Annotated in this window: 13 protein-coding genes and 1 tRNA gene; 5 read left to right on the top strand and 9 right to left on the bottom strand. The window is 73.8% G+C overall.

Annotation, left to right across the window (positions count from 1 at the left end; translation table 11 throughout):
* Window positions 1-35: 35 nt before the first annotated feature.
* The 5 genes from D1J60_RS16010 (at window position 36) to serS (ending at window position 5,551) form a co-directional block, all read left to right on the top strand.
* Complete coding sequence (locus tag D1J60_RS16010) at window positions 36-1,325, top strand: pitrilysin family protein (RefSeq protein WP_125821549.1); 1,290 nt, start codon at window positions 36-38, stop codon at window positions 1,323-1,325.
* Window positions 1,322-2,650 (top strand): pitrilysin family protein, encoded by a 1,329-nt coding sequence (locus D1J60_RS16015; RefSeq protein ID WP_125821550.1) that lies wholly within the window; start codon window positions 1,322-1,324, stop codon window positions 2,648-2,650. Before D1J60_RS16010 ends, D1J60_RS16015 begins: the two co-directional genes overlap by 4 nt.
* Window positions 2,647-3,255, top strand: a complete 609-nt coding sequence (locus tag D1J60_RS16020; protein ID WP_125821551.1) for a flavoprotein — start codon at window positions 2,647-2,649, stop codon at window positions 3,253-3,255. Before D1J60_RS16015 ends, D1J60_RS16020 begins: the two co-directional genes overlap by 4 nt.
* Window positions 3,245-4,159 (top strand): hypothetical protein, encoded by a 915-nt coding sequence (locus D1J60_RS16025; RefSeq protein WP_125821552.1) that lies wholly within the window; start codon window positions 3,245-3,247, stop codon window positions 4,157-4,159. The genes D1J60_RS16020 and D1J60_RS16025 overlap by 11 nt, the downstream gene beginning before the upstream one ends.
* Before the next feature lie 99 nt (window positions 4,160-4,258).
* Window positions 4,259-5,551, top strand: a complete 1,293-nt coding sequence (gene serS, locus D1J60_RS16030; protein ID WP_125821553.1) for a serine--tRNA ligase — start codon at window positions 4,259-4,261, stop codon at window positions 5,549-5,551.
* Window positions 5,552-5,664: 113 nt separating this feature from the next.
* Here serS and D1J60_RS16035 read toward each other — a convergent pair.
* The 9 genes from D1J60_RS16035 to D1J60_RS16075 all read right to left on the bottom strand — a co-directional run bounded on the left by D1J60_RS16035 (window position 5,665) and on the right by D1J60_RS16075 (window position 20,691).
* Window positions 5,665-5,738, bottom strand: a tRNA-Thr gene (locus tag D1J60_RS16035).
* Between the two features lie 107 nt (window positions 5,739-5,845).
* Window positions 5,846-7,378: an alpha/beta hydrolase gene (locus D1J60_RS16040; RefSeq protein ID WP_125821554.1), complete on the bottom strand. Its 1,533-nt coding sequence runs from the start codon at window positions 7,376-7,378 to the stop codon at window positions 5,846-5,848.
* Between the two features lie 185 nt (window positions 7,379-7,563).
* Window positions 7,564-8,775: a DNA polymerase III subunit delta' gene (locus D1J60_RS16045; RefSeq protein ID WP_125821555.1), complete on the bottom strand. Its 1,212-nt coding sequence runs from the start codon at window positions 8,773-8,775 to the stop codon at window positions 7,564-7,566.
* A 104-nt stretch (window positions 8,776-8,879) separates the two neighbouring features.
* On the bottom strand, window positions 8,880-12,170 hold the full coding sequence (tmk, locus tag D1J60_RS16050) for a dTMP kinase (RefSeq protein ID WP_125821556.1): 3,291 nt from the start codon (window positions 12,168-12,170) through the stop codon (window positions 8,880-8,882).
* 277 nt (window positions 12,171-12,447) lie between these two features.
* Window positions 12,448-15,282, bottom strand: coding sequence for a type I DNA topoisomerase (topA, locus tag D1J60_RS16055; protein ID WP_125821557.1), 2,835 nt, complete (start codon window positions 15,280-15,282; stop codon window positions 12,448-12,450).
* 275 nt (window positions 15,283-15,557) lie between these two features.
* Window positions 15,558-15,755 (bottom strand): hypothetical protein, encoded by a 198-nt coding sequence (locus D1J60_RS16060; protein ID WP_125821558.1) that lies wholly within the window; start codon window positions 15,753-15,755, stop codon window positions 15,558-15,560.
* Window positions 15,756-15,881: 126 nt separating this feature from the next.
* Window positions 15,882-17,396, bottom strand: a complete 1,515-nt coding sequence (locus tag D1J60_RS16065; protein WP_125821559.1) for a methyltransferase — start codon at window positions 17,394-17,396, stop codon at window positions 15,882-15,884.
* A 155-nt stretch (window positions 17,397-17,551) separates the two neighbouring features.
* Entirely contained in the window at window positions 17,552-18,115 is a 564-nt protein-coding gene (locus tag D1J60_RS16070; RefSeq protein ID WP_125821560.1) for a small secreted protein, read from the bottom strand.
* A gap of 173 nt (window positions 18,116-18,288) precedes the next feature.
* Window positions 18,289-20,691, bottom strand: a complete 2,403-nt coding sequence (locus D1J60_RS16075) for a sodium-translocating pyrophosphatase (protein WP_125821561.1) — start codon at window positions 20,689-20,691, stop codon at window positions 18,289-18,291.
* Between the last annotated feature and the right edge of the window lie 68 nt (window positions 20,692-20,759).

A 20,759-nucleotide genomic window follows, 5' to 3' on the forward strand; every position in this document is an offset into this window, starting at 1 on the left:
CCCGGGCCCCGGTCCGAAGAGGGAGTTCCCACGTCATGCCGGAGGACCTCGAATCCCCCTCCCGCTTCACCCTGCCCAACGGCCTGCGCGTCGTGCTGTGCCGACGGGGCACGGCCCCGCTCGCGGCCGTCTGCGTGCACTACGACGTGGGGTTCCGGTCCGAGCCGGAAGGGCGCAGCGGATTCGCCCACCTCTTCGAGCACCTGATGTTCCAGGGCAGCGAGAACGTCGGACGTTCCGAGCACTTCACGATCGTGCAGGGATCGGGCGGAACGGCCAACGGATCCACGCGCCAGGACTACACCGAGTACTACCAGATCGCTCCCGCGTCGGCCCTCGAAAGACTGCTCTTCCTCGAGGCGGACCGCATGCGGACGCTGCGGCTCACCCAGAATTCCCTTGACACCCAGCTGGCGGTGGTCAAGGAGGAAATAAAGCTCAACGTCCACGACCGCCCTTATGGCGGATTTCCCTGGACGAACCTCCCTTCGATCCTCTTCCGGAAATTCTGCAACGCGCACAACGGCTACGGCGATTTCATCGATCTCGACCGCGCCACGCTGGAGGAGTGCGCCGCCTTCTTCGACGGCTACTACACGCCGTCCAACGCGGTGCTCACGATCGCCGGCGACATCGATCCGGCCCGGACCCTGGAATGGGTGACCCGGCACTTCGGCGACATCCCGGCACGGCCGGCGGCGGCCCCGCAGGACCTGGCCGAACCCTGGCCGTCCCGCCCCAGGACCGGCGACCACATCGACCCGCGCGCCCCGCTGTCCGCCACCGCCGTCGGCTACCGCCTGCCCGACCCGGTCGCCGGACGCGAGCGCTACCTCGGCCACATCGCCCTGGCCGCACTGCTGGGCGGCCCGTCCGGACGGCTTCGGCAGCAGGCCCTCGCCCGGGGCGTCGACCTCACGACCGCCACCGCCCAGTGCGGGTTCTTCGGCCCGTTCGACGCCCGCGACCCCGACACCTTCGTCGTGACGGCACGTCACCCCTCGAGCCGGCACCGGGAGGTCACCGGCGCCGTCACGGCCGCGCTGGAGGACCTCGCCGGACCGGGGCCCGACGACGCCGAGACGGCCGCCGCGATCGGCGGGACCGTCGCACGCTGGCACCGCCGGCACGACAACCTCCTCACCTTCGCGCGGGCCGTCGGAGCCTCGGCCCTGCTCCACGACGAGCCGTCGCTGCCGATGGACCTCCCCGGGCACCTGGAGGCCCTCGGCCCCGGCGCGGTGCGCGACGCGGCCGGGAGCCTGGCCGGCGGCGCACCCGCCGCACTCCTGGTCCACACGCGCGACGCCGGAGGAACACCGTGACGCGGCCCCTGCCCCCGCTCCACCCCGAGAAGCCCCTCGCCCTCCCCCGCGTGGCCGAGCGGCACCTGCCCTCCGGCCTGCGGATCTTCGCGGTGCCCAGGAAGGGCGCCCCGCTCGTCGAGGTCCGCGTCCTCGTCCCGCTGTCAGCCGGCGACCCCGTACGGTCGGCCGCGGCCGAGCTGCTCACGACGACGGCCTTCTCCGGGTCCGTACGGCTGGACGGCCGCGACGTCCCCTGGGACTCCGCCTTCACCACCGGCCGGCCGCAGGCGCAGCGCACGGCGGAGTGGCTGACGGTCGTCGGACACGTGCCCGCCGCCGGGCTCGACCGGATGCTCGCCATGACCGCCTCCTGGCTGGCCGCGCCCGCCGTCCCCGAGGACCGCCTCGCCCGCGAACGCGAGCGGCTGTCGCAGGCCCTGGCGATCCTCGACGCCCAGCCCCAGCGGATCGTGCTGCGCGAGCTCAACCGGGCCCGCTACGGAGACCTGCCGGTCTTCGGCGCGTGGCCGCCGGCCGCCACCGTGGCGGCACTCACCGCGGACGACGTGCTCGACACGCACCGCCGCTGCCTCTCGCTCCGCGAGGCCCGCGTGATCGTCGTCGGGGACATCGACGCCGACGCCACCGCCGACGCCGTGACCCGGGCCTTCGACGGCCTGCCCGCGGGCACCGCCGCACCCGTCCGCCCGGCGCCGGCCCCGGCCGGGCGCATGCGGCTGGTCGCGCGCCCCGGGGCCGCCCAGTCCCACGTGGCGCTGTCCGGCCGTTCCGTGCCCTTCGACGACCCCCGCTACCCCGCGCTCGCCGTGGCCAACGCGGTGTTCGCCGGGTACTTCTCCTCCCGGCTCGTGGCGAACGTCCGCGAGCGCCGGGGCCTGGCCTACCACGCCCTGTCGCGCTTCGACCGCACCCTCGGCTCCCCGTCCACGGTGACCGACGTGGTCTGCGGGACGCCGTCGACCGGGCTGGTGGTGTCCGAGGTCCTCACCGAGCTGACGAGGCTGGTGGAGAGCCCGCCGACGCCGCGGGAGATCGACGGCGCCCGCACGTACCTCAGGGGCTCGCTGCTGACCGCCACCGCCTCCCAGTCGGACCTGGCCAGCCTCCTCGCCTCGCTGTGCTGCTGGGACGTGGGCACCGACTGGATCCAGCAGTACCCCCGGCAGCTCCTGGAGGTGACCGCGGACGAGGTCGCCGCGGCCTGCCGGGACTTCTTCGGCCCCGGCCCGCAGGCGGGCGTCGTCCTCGGCGACCCGGCGGCCGTAGGGCCGTCCCTGACCCGGTTCGGATTCGATTTCGAGGCAGCAGGAGAGCAGACGTGACCCACGAGGAAGTCCACGCCGGCGGCGTACCCGTCCCGGAGTTCGCCGCCGAACGGCTGCTCGTCGTCGCCACGGGCGCCGTCCACGCGGCCCACCTGCCCACCTGGGCCGGCTGGCTCCGGCTCGCCTACCCGCGCCTGGAGACCCGTATCGTCCTCACCCGCAGCGCCGAACGCTTCGTCAGCCGGGCCGCGCTGGCCGCCCTCGGCGGCGGCGAGGTGCTGCCCGACGTCTGGCCGGAGGAGGCCACGACCACCGCCCGGCACGTCGAACTCGCCCAGTGGGCGGATGCGGCGATCGTCTATCCGGCCACCATGAACTTCATCGCCCGCTTCGCCACCGGCATGGCGGACACCCCGGCCCTGCTCGCCCTGCAGTGCACCCGCGCCCCGATAGCGGTGGCCCCGGCGCTGCCTCCGGGCGGGCAGGACAACGTGACCCTGCAACACCACCTCACCTCCCTCGGAGCCCGCCCGAACGTGGTCGTCGTCCCCACCACCCCCGGCCGCAGCATCACCACCGGACGCGACGACGCCGCCGTGCCGCCGCCGCTGCCCGTGGTGATCGGCGCCCTGGCACGGAAGCGCGCGGCCCATGCCGGTTGAGGAATACGGCACGAGCCGGCTGCGCACCCGCGTCGTCACCGCCCCCGACGGCCGCTACCTCTGGCACCGGACGCACCTGACGGGCACGCCGCCGGACCGGACCGCCCACCGGCTCACCCCGTCCCCGAACGTCGCGGCCGCCACCTTCGACTGGGACACGGAGACCGAGACGGAGACGGCCTCCTACACTGCCCCCGGCGCCACGTCCCTGGCCCGCACCGTCTGGCCGCCGACCCCCGCCCCCGCGCCCTTCGCCCTGGGCCCGGTCATGGAAGCCGTCGCCCGCGCCCTCCGCGACATCGGCCGGCGCCCCCTCCCGCCCGGCACCACGGGCCCCCCGCCCGCCCTCGGCCGGCTCGGCCGGTGGCTGCGCACCGGCGCCGGGCCGGCGGGCGCGGTCCGGCTCCACCGCCTCTGTACGGACCGCCTGGGGCCCGCCCGGCTGGACACCCTCGCCCAGTGGTGCCGGGACGCCGCCCCGGGCGGCCCGGGCGACGTACTGCTGCACGGCGAACCGTCCCTGGGGCTCACGGTCCCCGCCCCGGACGGCAGCCACACGGTCCTGCTCACCGGCGAGACCCTGTCCCGCGGCCGGCCCGAACACGACGCGGGCTGGATCCTCGGCGAGCTCGCCGAGATGGCGGACGTGGCCGCCCGCAACCTCCCGGACCCGTCGGCGCCCTCGCCGTTCCGGCTCATGGCCGGAGCCTTCCTCACCGCCTACGGCGCCGCCCCGGACGACACCCTCCTGTGCCGCAGCGCCACCCTGCGCCGCACGGCACACCTGCTGGACTTCGCCGAGAACGTCGGCTGGAGCGCGGGCGTCAGCGCGTACGCCGACGCCCTGGCCGGCCTCACCGACGCCCCCCGCTCCGTACTGGCCCCGCTCACCCCGCCCGCGTAACGGCCACCTCCACGACATCGCGGGACGGTCCGCGGCCCGGGGTTGCTACCGTCGATCCGATCTCCCCACCCCGCTCGCCGGAGAAGAAGGATCTTCCTCATGCATGATGCCCGCGCCCTGATCGACATGGGTGCCGAAGCGGTTCGTCGGCTCGCTCGTCGCGGCTACACCCTGGACCTGTCCCGGCTGGAGGACCTCCAGTCCCGGCGCAACCAGGGCATCCGCTCCGCCGACGACCTGCGGGCGGAGTCCAAGCGGGTCGCCAGCGAGGTCCAGCAGACGGCCAGGGCGGGCGGCGACATCTCCGAGCTCAAGGAACGCGCCCGCGAGCTGAAGGACCGGATCCGGGACATCGAGGCCGAGCAGGAGCAGGTCCAGGAGGAGCTGCGCGAACTGCTGCTGACCATCCCCAACCTGCCCGACGACGCGGCTCCCGACGGCGACTCCGAGGAGTTCGCGGTGGAGGTCCGCCGCGTCGGCACCCCGCCGGAGTTCCCCTTCGAGCCGAAGGACCACGTCGACCTCGGCGAGGCCACCGGCATCCTCGACTTCGCCCGCGCCACGAAGCTCTCGGGCCCGCGCTTCGCGGTCTCCCGCGGCGCCGGCGCCGCCCTGGAGCGGGCCCTGGCCGCCCTCTTCCTCGACCTCCACACCCGCCGCCACGGGTACGTCGAGCACGCCGTCCCGTACCTGGTCACCCGCAAGACGATGACCGGCACCGGCCAGCTGCCGAAGTTCGAGGAGGACCTGTTCAAGACGGGCGTCGCCGACCGCGAGCTGTTCCTGATCCCGACGGCCGAGGTCCCCCTGACCAACCTCTACGCCGACGAGATCATCCCGCCGGCCGAACTGCCGCTGGCGCTGACCGCGCACACCCCGTGCTTCCGCTCCGAAGCCGGCTCCTACGGCCGCGACACCCGCGGCCTGATCCGCCAGCACCAGTTCGCCAAGGTGGAGATCGTCAAGATCGTCGACCCGGAGACGGCGGACGCCGAGCTGGAGACGATGGTCGGCCACGCCGAGGCGTGCCTGCGGGAACTCGGCCTCGCCTACCGCGTCGTCCGGCTGGCCGCGGGTGACACGGGCTTCTCCGCGCAGCTCACGTACGACATCGAGGTCTGGATCCCGAGCCAGAAGACCTACCGGGAGATCTCCTCGGTCTCCAGCTTCGGCACCTTCCAGGCCCGCCGCGCGAACATCCGCACCCGCGGCGCGGACGGCAAGCCCAAGCCCGTCGCCACCCTCAACGGCTCCGGCCTCCCCATCGGCCGCACCCTGGCCGCACTCCTGGAACAGTGCCAGCAGGAGGACGGCTCCCTGGTCCTGCCCGAATCCCTCGTCCCCTACCTCGGCTTCCGCCACATCACGCCGAACGGCACCCCGGAGTCCTAGCCCACCGGCCCCAGGGCACCCACCCTGGGGCCACCCCGGCCACCGCCGAGGAGCCCGGCTTCCGGGCATGAAAAAGCCCCAGGTCACGGCGAGTGAGTCCTGGGGCTGATCCGAGCCGCCTTCGGGATTCGAACCCGAGACCTACGCATTACGAGTGCGTTGCTCTGGCCAACTGAGCTAAGGCGGCACCGCTGGGAAGACAAGGCTTTTCCCCGGGGGGAAGGCTCTCATCAGCAGCGGCGCCAAGTCTACAGGGTCAATCGGGGTGCCCCGAACCGGGTGGGCGGGCGGCCGTCAGCAGCGTTTGGCGTCCGCCGGGGGCTGGCCCTCGAGCAGGTATCGGTTGATCGCGGTGTCGACGCAGTCGCTGCCCCGGCCGTACGCGGTGTGGCCGTCGCCGTCGTACGTGAGGAGCGTGCCCGACTCCAGCTGGCCGGCCAGGGCCTGGGCCCACTTGTACGGGGTCGCCGGGTCGCGGGTCGTGCCGACCACCACGATCGGGGCCGCGCCGGCCGCCTTCAGGGGCTTCGCCGCGCCCGTGGCCTTCACCGGCCAGTACGCGCAGTTCAGGGAGGCCCAGGCCAGGCCCGCGCCGAAGACCGGGGAGGCCTTCTCGAAGGAGGGCAGCGCGGCGTCCACCGCCTCGGGGCCGCTGAAGGCGGCCGGCTGGTCCAGGCAGTTCACGGCCGCGTTGGCGTACATCAGGTTCGCGTACGAGCCGTCCGACTCGCGCTCGTAGTAACTGTCGGCGAGGGCCAGCAGGCCGGCGCCGTCGCCGTCCATCGCGGCCGTGAGCGCCTCGCGCAGCTGCGGCCAGGCGCTCTCGTCGTACAGCGCCGCGATCACGCCGGTCGTCGCGAGGGCCTCGCCCAGCGGGCGGGCCGGGTCGCCCGACGGGACCGGCTGGGCGTCGACCTTACGGAAGAACTCCTTCAGGCGCTGTGCCACCGCGTCCGGGCCGCCCTGGCCGAGCGGGCAGCCGGCCTGCTTCGCACAGTCCTTCGCGAAGGAGCGGAAGGCGGTCTCGAAGCCCGCCGTCTGGTCGCGGTTCAGGTCGAGGGACGACCGGGACGGGTCCATGGCACCGTCCAGGACCATCCGGCCCACACGGGCCGGGAAGAGGTCCGCGTACGTGGCGCCGAGGAAGGTTCCGTACGAGGCCCCGACGTAGTTCAGCTTCTCGTCGCCGAGGACCGCGCGGAGCATGTCCATGTCCCGGGCGGCGTCCACCGTCGAGACGTGCGGCAGCACCCGCCGGGAGCGGGTCTCGCAGCCCGCCGCGAACTCCTTGAACGCGGCCACCAGCTTCGCCCGCTCCGCCGGATCGTCCGGGGTCTGGTCCACCTGGGTGAAGCGGTCCATCGCCGGCCCGGTCAGACACTCCACCGGGCTGCTGCGGGCCACGCCGCGCGGGTCGTAGGAGACCATGTCGTACTGGGCGCGCACGGCGGCCGGGTAGCCGATGCCGGCGTACGCCTGGAGGTAGCCGATGCCGGAACCGCCGGGGCCGCCCGGGTTGACCAGCAGGGAGCCCAGCCGCTTGCCCGGGCCGGTGGCCGCCCTGCGGGCCACGGCGAGCTCGACGTCCTGCCCGGAGCCGGGGTCCGCGTAGTCGAGCGGCGCCTTCAGGGTGGAACACTGGAAGCCGGGGACACCGCAGTCGCGCCAGCTCAGCTTCTGGTCGTAGTACGGGCGCAGGGCGTCCGGGACCGCGGTGGGCTCGGCCGAGGCCGCCGCCCCGGGCCCCCCGGTGGTGCACCCGGAGACCAGCAGCCCGGCGGCTGCGATCACGGTTCCGGCGGTACGCAGCAGGCGCCTGGTGTCCATGCGGCGAGCCTACGTGCTGCCGGCCGCCCCCGTCGGGCGCGCCGGAGCCCGGACGGGAGCGCGGGCGGCCGCACCGACCCGGCGCCTTCCGGGCGCCAGCCGGGCGCGCGGCGCGTACCGGGGTCCCGCGGCGCTCCGCCCGGGACCGCTCGTACGGGTGAAGCGGCCGGGCTCCGCGCGGAAGGTCAGCCCGCGCGGAGCGCCATCGTCATGGCCTCCACCGCGAGCAGCGGCGCCACGTTCCGGTCGAGGGCCTGCCGGCAGGCGATGACCGCCTCGATGCGGCGCAGTGTGCGCTCGGGGCGCGAGGCGCGGGCGATCCGGTCGAGGTCCGGCCGTATGTCCTCGTTGGCGATGGCCACCGCCGAGCCGAGCTGGAGGGCCAGCACGTCCCGGTAGAAGCCGGTGAGGTCGGTCAGGGCGAGGTCGAGGCTGTCGCGCTGCGTCCTGGTGCGGCGGCGCTTCTGGCGGTCCTCCAGCTCCTTCATCACCCCGGCGGTGCCGCGCGGCAGCCTGCCGCCGGCACCCGCTCCGGCGCCGAGCGCGGCCCTCAGCTCCTCGGTCTCCTTGGTGTCGATCTCCTCCGCGACCTGCTTGGCGTCCTCGGAGGCGGCGTCGACCAGCTCCTGCGCGGCCTTGAGGCAGCCGCCTACGTCATCCACCCGCAGCGGGAGCTTGAGGACGGCGGTGCGCCGGGCCCTGGCGGCCTCGTCGGTGGCGAGCCTACGGGCCCGGTCGATGTGGCCCTGCGTCGCGCGGGCGGCCGCCGCCGCGGCGGCCGGCTCCACGCCGTCCCGGCGGACCAGGACGTCGGCCACCGCCGCCACCGACGGGGTGGTCAGGGTCAGGTGCCGGCAGCGGGAGCGGATCGTGGGCAGCACGTCCTCCAGGGAGGGCGCGCACAGCAGCCAGACCGTCCGCGGAGCGGGCTCCTCCACGGCCTTCAGGAGGACGTTGCCCGCGCCCTCGGTCAGCCGGTCGGCGTCTTCCAGGACGATGACCTGCCAGCGCCCGACCGCCGGCGACAGCTGGGCCCGGCGGACCAGGTCGCGGGTCTCCTTCACACCGATGGACAGCAGGTCGGTGCGCACGATCTCCACGTCGGCGTGGGTCCCGGCCATGCTGGTGTGGCAGCCGTCGCAGAAACCGCAGCCCGGTTCACCGCCGAGGGCGCGGTCCGGGCTGACGCACTGCAGGGCCGCCGCGAAGGCGCGGGCGGCGGTGGCCCGGCCGGAGCCGGGCGGGCCGGTGAACAGCCAGGCGTGCGTCATCTTCGACGCGGGGGGCGGCGGGGTGCCCCGCTCGGCGGCCGTGACCAGGGCGTCGGCGTCGCGAGCCGCGGCGGCCAGCTGCGCCTGCACGCGATCCTGACCCACCAGGTCTTCCCACACGGGCATGCCGCCCACCGCCTTTCACTCTCCGTCGACACTGCCTGCTCACATTGTGGCGCCCGCCACTGACAGTCCCCGCCCGCGGTCACTCTCCGTGGACGGGGCCGCCGTCAGCGGCGGCGGCGCGGCCTGCCCCGGCCGTCGGCCTCGTCCTGGCCGTCCTCGTCGTCCCGGCGCGGGCCCAGCAGCTCGTCCGCCAAGGTCGGCAGGTCGTCCATCGGGGTCGCCTCGGCCCAGTCGGACGGGGCCCGCCGCGGACGGCCGTCCTCACCGACGACGGGGAGCTCGCGGGTCACGTCGTTCCCCGAGTCCCGGAAGATGCCTGGCGGCACCCGGTCGGCCGGGGCCTCCTGCGAGTGGGGCTCCGTCGGCCGCTCCGCCGGACGGGCCCGTCCGGACGGGGCCTGCCGGGGCTCGTCCTCCGCGGAACCCTCCGGGCGCACGGGCGGCAGTACGGCCGTCTCGTCCAGGGGGCGCGGAGCGCGCGGGTCGATCTTGGGCACCGGAACGGTCTGCGTCACGTCGTCGGGCTGCACGAACCGGCGGACCACCGGCGTCTCGACCGTGACGGCGTCGTCCGGCAGCGGCTCCTTGCGCATGTCGACCCTCGGCGCGGACGGCCCGGCGGACTCCGCCGGGGCCGGCACGGCCGCTGCACGGGCCTGAGCCTCCGCCCGGGCCTGAGCCTGGGCCTGCGCCTGCGCCTGCGCCTGCGCCCGCGCCCGCGCCTCGGCAGCGGCACGCGCCTCGGCGGCCGCCTGGGCCTCGGCCGCGGCCTGAGCCTGCGCGGCCCGGGTCGCCTGCTCGGCGGCCGCGGCGGCGGCAGAGGCCTCCGCCAGCCGGCGCGCCTCCTCCGCCCGCAGCAGGGCCTCCTCGGCGCGCCGCTGCTTCTCCAGGCGCCGCTCCTCGGCCTCGGCCCGCAGCCGGGCCTCCTCCGCCTCCTGGAGCCGGATCCGCTCCCGCTCGGCGGCGCGTGCCTTCTCCTCCGCCTCGGCACGCAGCCGCTCGGCCTCGGCCCGGGCCCGGGCCTCCTCCTCGGCCCTCAGCCGCTCCTCCTCGGCGCGGCGGGCCGCCTCGGCCTCGGCGCGCAGCCGGGCCTCCTCGGCCTCCCGGGCCAGGCGGGCCTCCTCCTCGGCCTTCAGCCGGGCTTCCTCGGCCTTGCGCGCGGCCTCCTCCTCGGCCCTGCGCCGGGCCTCCTCCTCCGCGAGCCGGCGGGCCTCGATCTGCGCGGCCACCTCGGCCTCGGAGAGCGGGAGCATCCGGTCCAGGCGGTGGAGCAGGACGGTGGTCACCGAGCCCGGGTCCTGCCCGGCGTCGACCACGAGGTAGCGCCCGGGGTCGGCGGCGGCCAGCGTCAGGAAACCGGCCCGCACCCGCTGGTGGAACTCGGTCGGCTCGGACTCCAGCCGGTCGGGCGCCTCCGTGAACCGCTCCCGGGCGGTCTCCGGGGACACGTCGAGCAGCACGGTCAGGTTCGGCACGAGACCGCCGGTGGCCCAGCGGGAGATACGGGCGATCTCGGTCGGGGACAGGTCGCGCCCGGCACCCTGGTAGGCCACCGAGGAGTCGATGTAGCGGTCGGTGATGACCACCGCGCCCCGCTCCAGGGCGGGCCGGACCAGGGAGTCCACGTGCTCGGCGCGGTCGGCGGCGTACAGCAGGGCCTCGGCGCGGTTCGACAGACCGGCGGAGGAGATGTCGAGCAGGATCGAGCGGAGCCGCTTGCCGACCGGGGTGGCACCGGGCTCGCGCGTCACGACGACCTCGTGGCCCTTGCCCCGTATCCATTCGGCCAGCGCCTGCACCTGGGTGGACTTGCCGGCCCCGTCGCCGCCCTCCAGGGCGATGAAGAACCCGGTCGTGGGCGGGGCCTGGAGGGGCTCCCCGCCGCGCAGCGCCTCGCGCAGGTCGCGGCGCAGCGGCACCCCGCGCCGGTCGTCGGCCTTGACCAGGACCACCACCGCGACGGGCAGCAGCAGCACGCCGGCCAGCATCAGCGCGTAGCCGGCGCCGCCGTACCAGGGGCCGGACGGCCCGCCGACGTGGTGCGGGCCGATCGCCGCGGCCACCAGCGGGGCGGAGACCGCGCCGAGGGCGACCGCCACCCGGACCACGGCCTGCAGGTGCTCGGTGACCCGGCCCCGGCGGAACTCCTCGGTCTCCTGGTCGAGCAGGGTGTGCCCGGTGTTGGCCGCCACGCCCGCGGCGGTGCCGGCGAGCAGCGCCAGGAACAGCACGGTGGCCGTGTCGGAGACCAGCCCGGACAGCAGCAGCGCCAGCCCGGCGACGGCGACGGCCAGGGCCAGCAGCCGGCGCCGCGACAGCGCGGGCAGCACCTTGCCGGCCTGCGCGGCGCGGATCCCCAGCGCGGTACCGCCGACGAGGGCGAGCACCAGCAGGGCGACCGCGGACGGGCCGCCGCCCAGGTCGAAGGCGTGCAGCACGGAGACGGACGCGGCGAAGGCGACAGCCCCCGCGACGGCGGCGCAGGCCGTCACGAGCAGCCGGAGCGCGCCCGTACGGCCCTTCTCGGGCTTCTCCCCCGCCCGCGGGGCCCGCAGGCCCTCCAGCGGGGAACGCGGCCTCGGGGTCTTCACGGCGGGCAGCGTCAGCGGCACCAGCAGCGAGAGGGACGCGGCGAACAGGCCGGCGGCCACGTACGAGCCCAGCGCCGCCTGGTTCGCGGCGAACCAGTCCACGCCCAGGGCCAGCGCCCGCCCTATCAGGGTCGCGGCGAGCAACGCGGCGGCCGCCACGGGCATCGCCGCGAAGGCGGTGCGCAGCGAGAGCCGCCGCAGCGCGTCGAGGTGGTCGGGCAGGGGCCGTACGGTCGCCCCCTCCGGGGGCGGCGCGGGCAGCAGCGCGGGCGCGGCGCTCTCCTTGGCCAGCGTCCACACCCGCTCGGCACCGCCGGAGACGAACACGGTGGCCAGCAGCGCGATCGTGGCCTGCGCGGGGATCCAGTCGAGCCACAGCGGGGCGACGACGAACAGCCCGATCCGCAGCCCGTCGGCACCGACCATCGTCCAGCGGCGGTCGAGCTTGCCTCCAGGAGCGGTGAGCTGGGCCAGGGGGCCGAGCAGGACCGCGCCGAACAGGACGGTGGCGAGGAAGCGCACGGCGAAGACGGCGGCGACGGCGAAGGCCGCGCCCCGGTAGCCGCCGCCGAACAGCCCCTCGGCGCCGGCGGTGACGGCCGCCTGGAGGGTCAGCAGGACCAGCACCAGCAGGGCGAGGGCGTCACCGATGCCGCTCACCAGCTGCGCGCTCCACAGCCGGCGCAGCCCGGGTGTGCGCAGCAGGGCGCGCACCGCTCGCTCGCGGGAGTCCGCGGCCAGGGCTTCGTCGTAGGTGGGGTTATCGGAGTCGGTCACGACCGTCGGCTGCTCGGCTCGCGTCATCCGCCCAGCCTATCCGCTGCGCTTGGCCGTTGCGGGGGCCTGTGGACGACGCCGGGTGTGACCCGCCACCCACCTCCCGGGGCCGCTGCGCGGGCCGGGTCCCCTACCCGCCCTTCCACCGTTCCCAGGGGCTCCGCCCCTGACCCCGATACCGGACGCTCCGCGCCCGTTTGAGGCGCGGGGGTCTGGGGGCGGAGCCCCCAGGGAACGGGCGGAGGGCGGGGCGGGGAGCAGCACCGCGCAGCGGTATCCCCGCCCCGCCCCCCGGCGGCTTCGGTTACTCGTCCGCCGGGGCGGACGCCGCCGTCTTCTTCGCGGCCGCCGCCGTCGTCTTCTTGGCGGCAGCCGTCGTCTTCTTGGCGGCAGCCGTCGTCTTCTTGGCCGCCGCCGTCTTCGTGGCGGCCGCCTTCTTCGCCGGCGCCTTCTTGGCGGCAGCCTTCTTGGCGGGAGCCTTCTTCGCGGTCTTCTTCGCCGGCCCCTTGGCCCGCTTCTCCGCGAGCAGCTCGTAGCCCCGCTCCGGCGTGATCGTCTCGACGTCGTCGTCCCGCCGCAGCGTCGCGTTCGTCTCGCCGTCCGTCACGTACGGGCCGAAGCGGCCGTCCTTGACCACCACCGGCTTCTCGCTCACCGGGTCCGTGCCCAGTTCCTTCAGCGGCGGCTTGGCCGCGGCCCGGCCCCGCTGCTTCGGCTGGGCGTAGATCGCCAGGGCTTCGTCCAGGGTGATCGAGAACAGCTGGTCCTCGGTCTCCAGGGAGCGCGAGTCCGTGCCCTTCTTCAGGTACGGGCCGTAGCGGCCGTTCTGGGCGGTGATCTCCACGCCCTCCGCGTCCGTGCCGACGACGCGCGGCAGCGACATCAGCTTCAGGGCGTCGTCGAGGGTGACGGTGTCCAGGGACATCGTCTTGAACAGCGAGGCCGTCCGCGGCTTGACCGCGTTCTTGCCGGTCTTCGGCGTGCCCTCGGGCAGGATCTCCGTCACGTACGGCCCGTAGCGGCCGTCCTTGGCGACGATCTGGTTGCCGCTGACCGGGTCGGCGCCCAGCTGGAACTCGCCGCTCGGCTTCGCGAACAGCTCCTGCGCGTACTCGACCGTCAGCTCGTCCGGGGCCAGGTCGTCCGGCACGTCGGCCCGCTGGTGGCCCTCCGCGTCCTTCTCGCCGCGCTCCACGTACGGGCCGTAGCGGCCCACGCGCAGCACGATCCCGTCGCCGACGGGGAAGGAGGAGATCTCCCGGGCGTCGATCGCGCCGAGGTCCGTGACCAGCTCCTTCAGGCCGCCGAGGTGGTCGCCGTCGGCCGGTACGACCTCGGAGGCGTCCTCGGAGCCGAAGTAGAACCGCTTCAGCCACGGCACGGACTGGGCCTCGCCCCGCGCGATGCGGTCGAGGTCGTCCTCCATCTTGGCGGTGAAGTCGTAGTCGACGAGCCGGCCGAAGTGGGTCTCCAGCAGGTTCACCACGGCGAACGACAGGAAGGACGGGACGAGGGCCGTGCCCTTCTTGAAGACGTAGCCGCGGTCGAGGATCGTGCCGATGATCGACGCGTACGTCGACGGGCGGCCGATCTCGCGCTCCTCCAGCTCCTTGACCAGCGAGGCCTCGGTGTAGCGGGCCGGCGGCTTGGTGGAGTGGCCGTCGGCCGTGATCTCCTCGGCCGTCAGCGCGTCGCCCTCCGCGACCTGCGGCAGCCGCCGCTCGCGGTCGTCGAGCTCGGCGTTCGGGTCGTCCGCGCCCTCGACGTACGCCTTCATGAAGCCGTGGAAGGTGATCGTCTTGCCAGAGGCGCTGAACTCGGCGTCCCGACCGTCCGAGGCCCGGCCGCCGATCTTCACGGTCACCGAGTTGCCGGTCGCGTCCTTCATCTGGGAGGCGACGGTCCGCTTCCAGATGAGCTCGTACAGGCGGAACTGGTCGCCGGTAAGACCCGTCTCGGCGGGGGTGCGGAAACGATCACCCGAAGGCCGGATCGCCTCGTGCGCCTCCTGCGCGTTCTTGACCTTGCCCGCGTAGACGCGCGGCTTCTCCGGCAGGTAGTCGGCCCCGTAGAGCTGCGTGACCTGCGCCCGCGCCGCCGCCACCGCGGTGTCGGAGAGCGTGGTGGAGTCCGTACGCATGTACGTGATGAAGCCGTTCTCGTACAGCTTCTGCGCCACCTGCATCGTCGCCTTCGCACCGAAGCCCAGCTTGCGCGAGGCCTCCTGCTGGAGCGTCGTCGTACGGAAGGGGGCGTACGGGGAGCGGCGGTACGGCTTGGACTCGACCGAGCGGACGGCGAACGAGGTCTCGGCCAGCGCGGCGGCAAGGGCCCGGGCGTTCGCCTCGTCGAGGTGCAGCACCTCGCTCTTGAGCTGCCCGTTCGAGCCGAAGTCGCGGCCCTGCGCGACGCGCTTGCCGTCCACCGTGTTCAGGCGGGCGACCAGGGTCGACGGGTCGGAGGCGTCACCGGCGCGGCCGGTGGAGAAGGTTCCGGTCAGGTCCCAGTACTCGGCGGAGCGGAAGGCGATGCGCTCGCGCTCCCGCTCGACGACGAGGCGGGTGGCCACGGACTGGACGCGGCCGGCCGACAGCCGCGGCATGACCTTCTTCCACAGGACCGGCGAGACCTCGTAGCCGTAGAGGCGGTCGAGGATGCGGCGGGTCTCCTGGGCGTCGACCATGCGCTGGTTCAGCTCGCGCGGGTTGGCGACGGCGTCGCGGATCGCGTCCTTGGTGATCTCGTGGAAGACCATCCGGTGGACGGGGACCTTGGGCTTGAGGACTTCCTGCAGGTGCCACGCGATGGCTTCGCCCTCGCGGTCCTCATCGGTGGCGAGGAAGAGTTCGTCGGACTCGGCGAGCAGGTCCTTGAGCTTCCTGACCTGCGCCTTCTTGTCCGCGTTGACCACGTAGATCGGCGCGAAGTCGTGCTCGACGTCCACGCCGAGGCGGCGGACCTCGCCGGTGTACTTGTCGGGGACCTCGGCGGCCCCGTTCGGGAGGTCGCGGATGTGCCCGACGCTCGCCTCGACGACGTATCCCGGGCCGAGGTAGCCCTTGATCGTCTTCGCCTTGGCAGGGGACTCGACGATGACGAGTCGGCGGCCGCCCTTTGCGGTCTCGCTAGTCGGGGACAACTTGGCTCTTCTCTCCAGTCGGCACGGTCGGCACTCGGTCGCGGTACGGCGACGCTGCGGAGTGTGACGGTACAACCCGCCCCCGTGTCAAACGGCACAAGCCCGCAACGGCCACTCGAACGGTAACCCGACAAGTGCCGTTTCTGCCGCCCGGATGCCGCGCCGGGCCCCTCCCGGTCACCGGCCAGGGTGGCTCGGGGGCCGTCTGGCCCCGCCCCCGCACCGCTCGCGACGTCGGGTTTCTCACCCGGGGCGGACCGCCTCCGGGGGCCGCTTCAGATGTGCTGGAGGCACCAGATACCGAGGGCCAGCGAGCCCGCTCCGGCCAGTACGGCCAGCGGTACGGCCACGACGGGGCGCACGCCTTCGGCCACCGGCGCCCGGTGCCAGGCGCGCGCCCCCGTCCAGACCAGCAGAGCGGCCCCGAACAGCAGGAACACGGCTGCCGCGAAGATCGCCGGACCGCGTTCCATGCCGTTCCCCCTTTTCCCCCGGGCCGCTCGGGCGTCCCCCCGGATCGCCCGCTGCGGGGGAGCCTGCCACCCGAGGGGGTACGGCAGGCGAACCCCGGGTTACATCACGGCGCCGACCGCCGCCGGCTACTGGGCGGGGCCCTGCACGGGCTCCAGGAACCCCTGCTCGACCAGCATCCGGATCGCCTCCGGGGTCCGGTCCCGCAGGACGACCGGGTCCTCCTCCACCAGCTGTGCGATCGCGTCCAGGATCCGGCCCGCGCTGAGTGAGCCGTCGCACACCCCGGCGAAGCCCGCGCCGACCGTGTCCACCTTGGTGGCGCGGCGCATCCCCCGGTTCTGCCGGAGCACCACGTGCTCCGGGTCCTCCGCGCCCGGCGCGCCGACCTGCTCCTGCACGACCTCGGCGGTCAGCTGGAAGTACCCCGCCAGCAGGGCCGCGTCGTCGTGGTCGCGCAGGTAGTCCTGGCGGGCGAAGTGCGCGAGGACCGTATCGCCGAGCGGCTGCTCCACCGAGTGCGGCCACTCCTCCACCACGATCGAGGGCTCGGCCGCGTCCGTACGGCGCAGGGTGATCCAGCCGAAGCCCACCGCCTTGGTCTTGCGGGCTTCGAACTCGTCGAGCCAGTCCTCGTACCTGGCCGCGTACTCGGCCGGATCCGTGCGGTGGTCGCCCGCGTCGCGCAGCCACAGCTCCGCGTACTGCGTCACGTCCTGCACGTCACGCTGCACGATCCACGCGTCGCAGCCGTGCGGCACCCAGGAGCGGACCCGGTCGCGCCAGTCCTCCCCCTCCACGTGCTGCCAGTTGCCGAGGAACTGCGCGTACCCGCCCGGGTTGAGGTGGTCCCCGGCCTGCTGGACCAGGGTGCGGCACAGGTCGTCGCCGCCCATGCCGCCGTCCCGGTACGTGAGCCGCGCGCCGGGCGAGATCACGAAGGGCGGGTTCGACACGATCAGGTCGTACGCGGCGTCGCCCACGGGCTCGAACAGCGAACCCGCGAGCAGTTCGGCCTCCGGCGCCCCGGAGAGCGCCAGCGTCAGACGGGTGAATTCCAGGGCGCGCGGGTTGACGTCGGTGGCCGTGACCCGGGTGGCGTGCTGGGCGGCGTGCAGCGCCTGGATGCCGGAGCCGGTGCCGAGGTCGAGGGCGGAGCCGACAGCGATGGGCACGGTGATCCCGGCCAGGGTGGTGGAGGCGCCGCCGACGCCGAGCACGACGCCCTCCTCGCGGCTGCCGATCCCCCCGGCGCCGCCGACGGCGCAGCCGAGGTCGGAGACGATGAACCAGTCCTCGCCGTCGGGGCCGCCGTACGGGCGCACGTCGACGGTCGCGTGCACCTCGTCGCCCTCCCGGCGCAGCCAGCCGTCGGCGATGGCGCCCTCCACGGGCATCACGGCGGCGGTGTGCACGTACGGCTCCGGCTGCTGGAGCAGGAACAGCCTGATCAGGCTCGCGAGCCCGCCGTCCTCCGCTCCGCGGGTGGCGCGCAGGGCGGGGACCGTCTCGCTGCGGGCCAGCGCCGCGTAGGCGGGGGCGCCGAGCAGGTCGAGCAGTCCGTCGGCGGTGAACCCGGCGGCGAGGAACGCCTCGCGGAGTTCGGCGGCGTGGTCGGGCTTGGGGAGGCTGGTGGTACTCACCGGACCATTGTGGCCGCTGGGGTCGGTATTCCGTACGAGCCCCGGCGGCGGGCCCCCGGAACGCCGCGGGTGGCCCGATCCGGTCGGGATCCCGGCCGCCCGTCGCGCCCCCCGCCGCGCGGGGGTGCGCGGGGCGGGCGGCGCACAGCGCGCGCTCAGCTCTTCCCGGGCGTCGCGACCTGGCAGCCCTTCTGGCTGTAGATCACCTTGAGGCCGGTCGACTTGAGCTTCTCCTTGGCGGCCGTCTCGTTGGCCGCGACCTCGGTGAGCCCGCCGGCGACGCCCTGGAGGCCGTCCGCGAACTTGCTCTGGTCCTTGGGGTCGAGTCCGTCGATCTTCGTCTTGAGGTCGGTGTACCTCTTGGAGATCTCGTCGTAGCTCTTGACCACGGAATCCGCCGCGGACTTGCCGTCCTTGACGGGCGGTTCACCGGCCGACGTCAGGGCGCCGCCCATGGACTTGTAGGCGTCGGAGAGGTTCTGGAAGGCCGCCGAGTCGGTCTTCTGGACCTCCTCGGGCTTGGTGCTCGTGGACGCGACCCGCTTCAGCTCGTCGTTGGTCGTCTTGATCTTGGTGAGCTCGGGCTCCCACTTGTCGCAGACCTTCTTGGCCCAGGCGCCGGCCTTGTTGTCGCCGTCGTCGTCCCCGCCGCCGCAGCCGGACAGGACGAGCATCAGTACCGCACCGCCGGACACCGCGGCCGCAAGCTTCTTGTTCACCGGATTGGTCCCTTCGAAGGCTCTCGGCCGGAAGATACACGTCCGCCATCAGGGCTCGCACAAAGGCGGACAGACGGCGCGTCAGTCCGCGCCGCCCGTCCGCCGTTCGGGCGCATCTTCGAGCCGGCCGGCCCACAGGGGCCTCCGAGGCCGGCCTCAGGGACCCTGGAGCGTCAGGAGACCACCGCCGGATCGGCCGGCTGGGCCACCCGCTCGGCGTTGGCGCTGCCGCCGTCCTCGCCGACGGCGATGCCGCGGCGCTTGGAGACGTACACCGCGGCGACGATCACCGTGAGCGCGATCACCGCGACGACGGCCCGGACGATGGCGCTGGTGTCCGGTCCGTAGCTGAACTGCACGACCGCGGGGGCGATCAGCAGGGCCACCAGGTTCATGACCTTCAGCAGCGGGTTGATGGCCGGGCCCGCGGTGTCCTTGAACGGGTCGCCGACGGTGTCGCCGATGACGACCGCGGCGTGGGCCTCGCTGCCCTTGCCGCCGTGGTGGCCGTCCTCGACGAGCTTCTTCGCGTTGTCCCACGCGCCTCCGGAGTTGGCGAGGAAGACCGCCATCAGCGTGCCGGTGCCGATGGCGCCGGCCAGGAAGGAGCCGAGCGCGCCGACGCCGAGGGTGAAGCCGACCGCGATCGGGGTGAGCACGGCGAGCAGACCGGGCGTGGCGAGCTCGCGCAGCGCGTCCTTGGTGCAGATGTCGACGACGCGGCCGTACTCGGGCTTCTCCGAGTAGTCCATGATCCCGGGGTGCTCGCGGAACTGGCGGCGCACCTCGTAGACGACGGCGCCCGCGGAGCGGGAGACGGCGTTGATGGCCAGGCCCGAGAACAGGAACACCACGGCCGCGCCGAGGAGGAGGCCGACCAGGTTGTTGGGCTGGGCGATGTCGAGGCTGAGGTTCATCTCGCCGGCCTTGGCGCCGACTTCCTTGACCGCGTTGGTGATGGCGTCGTTGTACGAGCCGAAGAGCGCGGCCGCGGCCAGCACGGCGGTGGCGATGGCGATGCCCTTGGTGATGGCCTTGGTGGTGTTGCCGACCGCGTCCAGGTCGGTGAGGACCTGGGCGCCGGCGCCCTCGACGTCGCCGGACATCTCGGCGATGCCCTGGGCGTTGTCGGAGACGGGGCCGAAGGTGTCCATCGCGACGATGACGCCGACGGTGGTCAGCAGGCCGGTGCCGGCCAGGGCCACCGCGAAGAGCGCCAGCATGATCGACGTGCCGCCGAGCAGGAAGGCGCCGTAGACGCCGAGACCGATCAGGAGCGCCGTGTAGACGGCGGACTCCAGGCCGACGGAGATGCCGGCGAGGACCACGGTGGCGGGGCCGGTCAGCGAGGACTTGCCGATGTCCCGGACGGGACGGCGGGTGGTCTCGGTGAAGTAGCCGGTCAGCTGCTGGATCAGCGCCGCGAGCACGATGCCGATGGCGACGGCGACCACGGCCAGGACGCGCGGGTCCCCGCTGTGGTTGGAGATGGCGGCGTCCTCGACGCCGACGAGCTCCTTGTAGGTGGCCGGCAGGTAGCTGTAGACGGCGACGGCCACGAGCGCGAGGGAGATCACGGCGGAGATGAAGAAGCCGCGGTTGATCGCGGTCATCCCGCTGCGGTCGGCGCGGCGCGGGGCGACCGCGAAGATGCCGATCATCGCGGTGATCACGCCGATGGCGGGCACGATCAGCGGGAAGGCGAGGCCCAGGTCGCCGAAGGCGGCCTTGCCGAGGATGAGCGCGGCCACGAGGGTGACGGCGTAGGACTCGAAGAGGTCGGCCGCCATCCCCGCGCAGTCGCCGACGTTGTCGCCCACATTGTCGGCGATGGTCGCGGCATTGCGCGGATCGTCCTCCGGAATGCCCTGCTCGACCTTGCCGACCAGGTCGGCGCCGACGTCGGCGGCCTTGGTGAAGATGCCGCCGCCCACGCGCATGAACATCGCGATCAGGGCGGCGCCCAGGCCGAAGCCCTCCAGGACCTTGGGGGCGTCGGCGGCGTAGACCAGGACGACGCAGGACGCGCCGAACAGGCCCAGACCGACCGTGAACATGCCGACCACGCCACCGGTACGGAAGGCGATCTTCATCGCCTTGTGGGCCACCTCGGTCAGGTCCTTGGCGGGTTCGCCCTCGGCGGGGGTGGCCTCGCGGGCGGCCGCGGCGACGCGGACGTTGGCGCGGACCGCGAGGCGCATGCCGATGTAGCCGGTGACGGCCGAGAAGATGGCGCCGACGAGGAAGAAGGCGGAACGTCCGGCCCGCTGCGACCAGTCGTCGGCGGGGAGCAGGAAGAGCAGGAAGAAGACCACCACGGCGAAGACGCCGAGGGTGCGCAACTGGCGGCCCAGGTAGGCGTTGGCGCCCTCCTGCACGGCCGCCGCGATGCTCTTCATGCTGTCGGTGCCCTCGTCGGCGGAGAGGACCTGGCGGACCAGGATCTGCGCGACGACGAGCGCGGCCAGCGCGACGCCCGCGATGACGAACACGATGACTCTGTTGTCATCGGTGAGTACTGCGGCTGCCAGATCATGGGCGTGATCCGGCGCGATAGGGGTGAAGAGCCCCGTCATTCGTCCTCCTTGACGTGATGAGCTCAAGATGTGGACGGATTGTAGGGAGCGCGACCTGATCAAAACAG

It is taken from the genome of Streptomyces sp. W1SF4 (assembly GCF_003950035.1).
In the GTDB taxonomy this organism is placed as follows: domain Bacteria; phylum Actinomycetota; class Actinomycetes; order Streptomycetales; family Streptomycetaceae; genus Streptomyces; species Streptomyces racemochromogenes.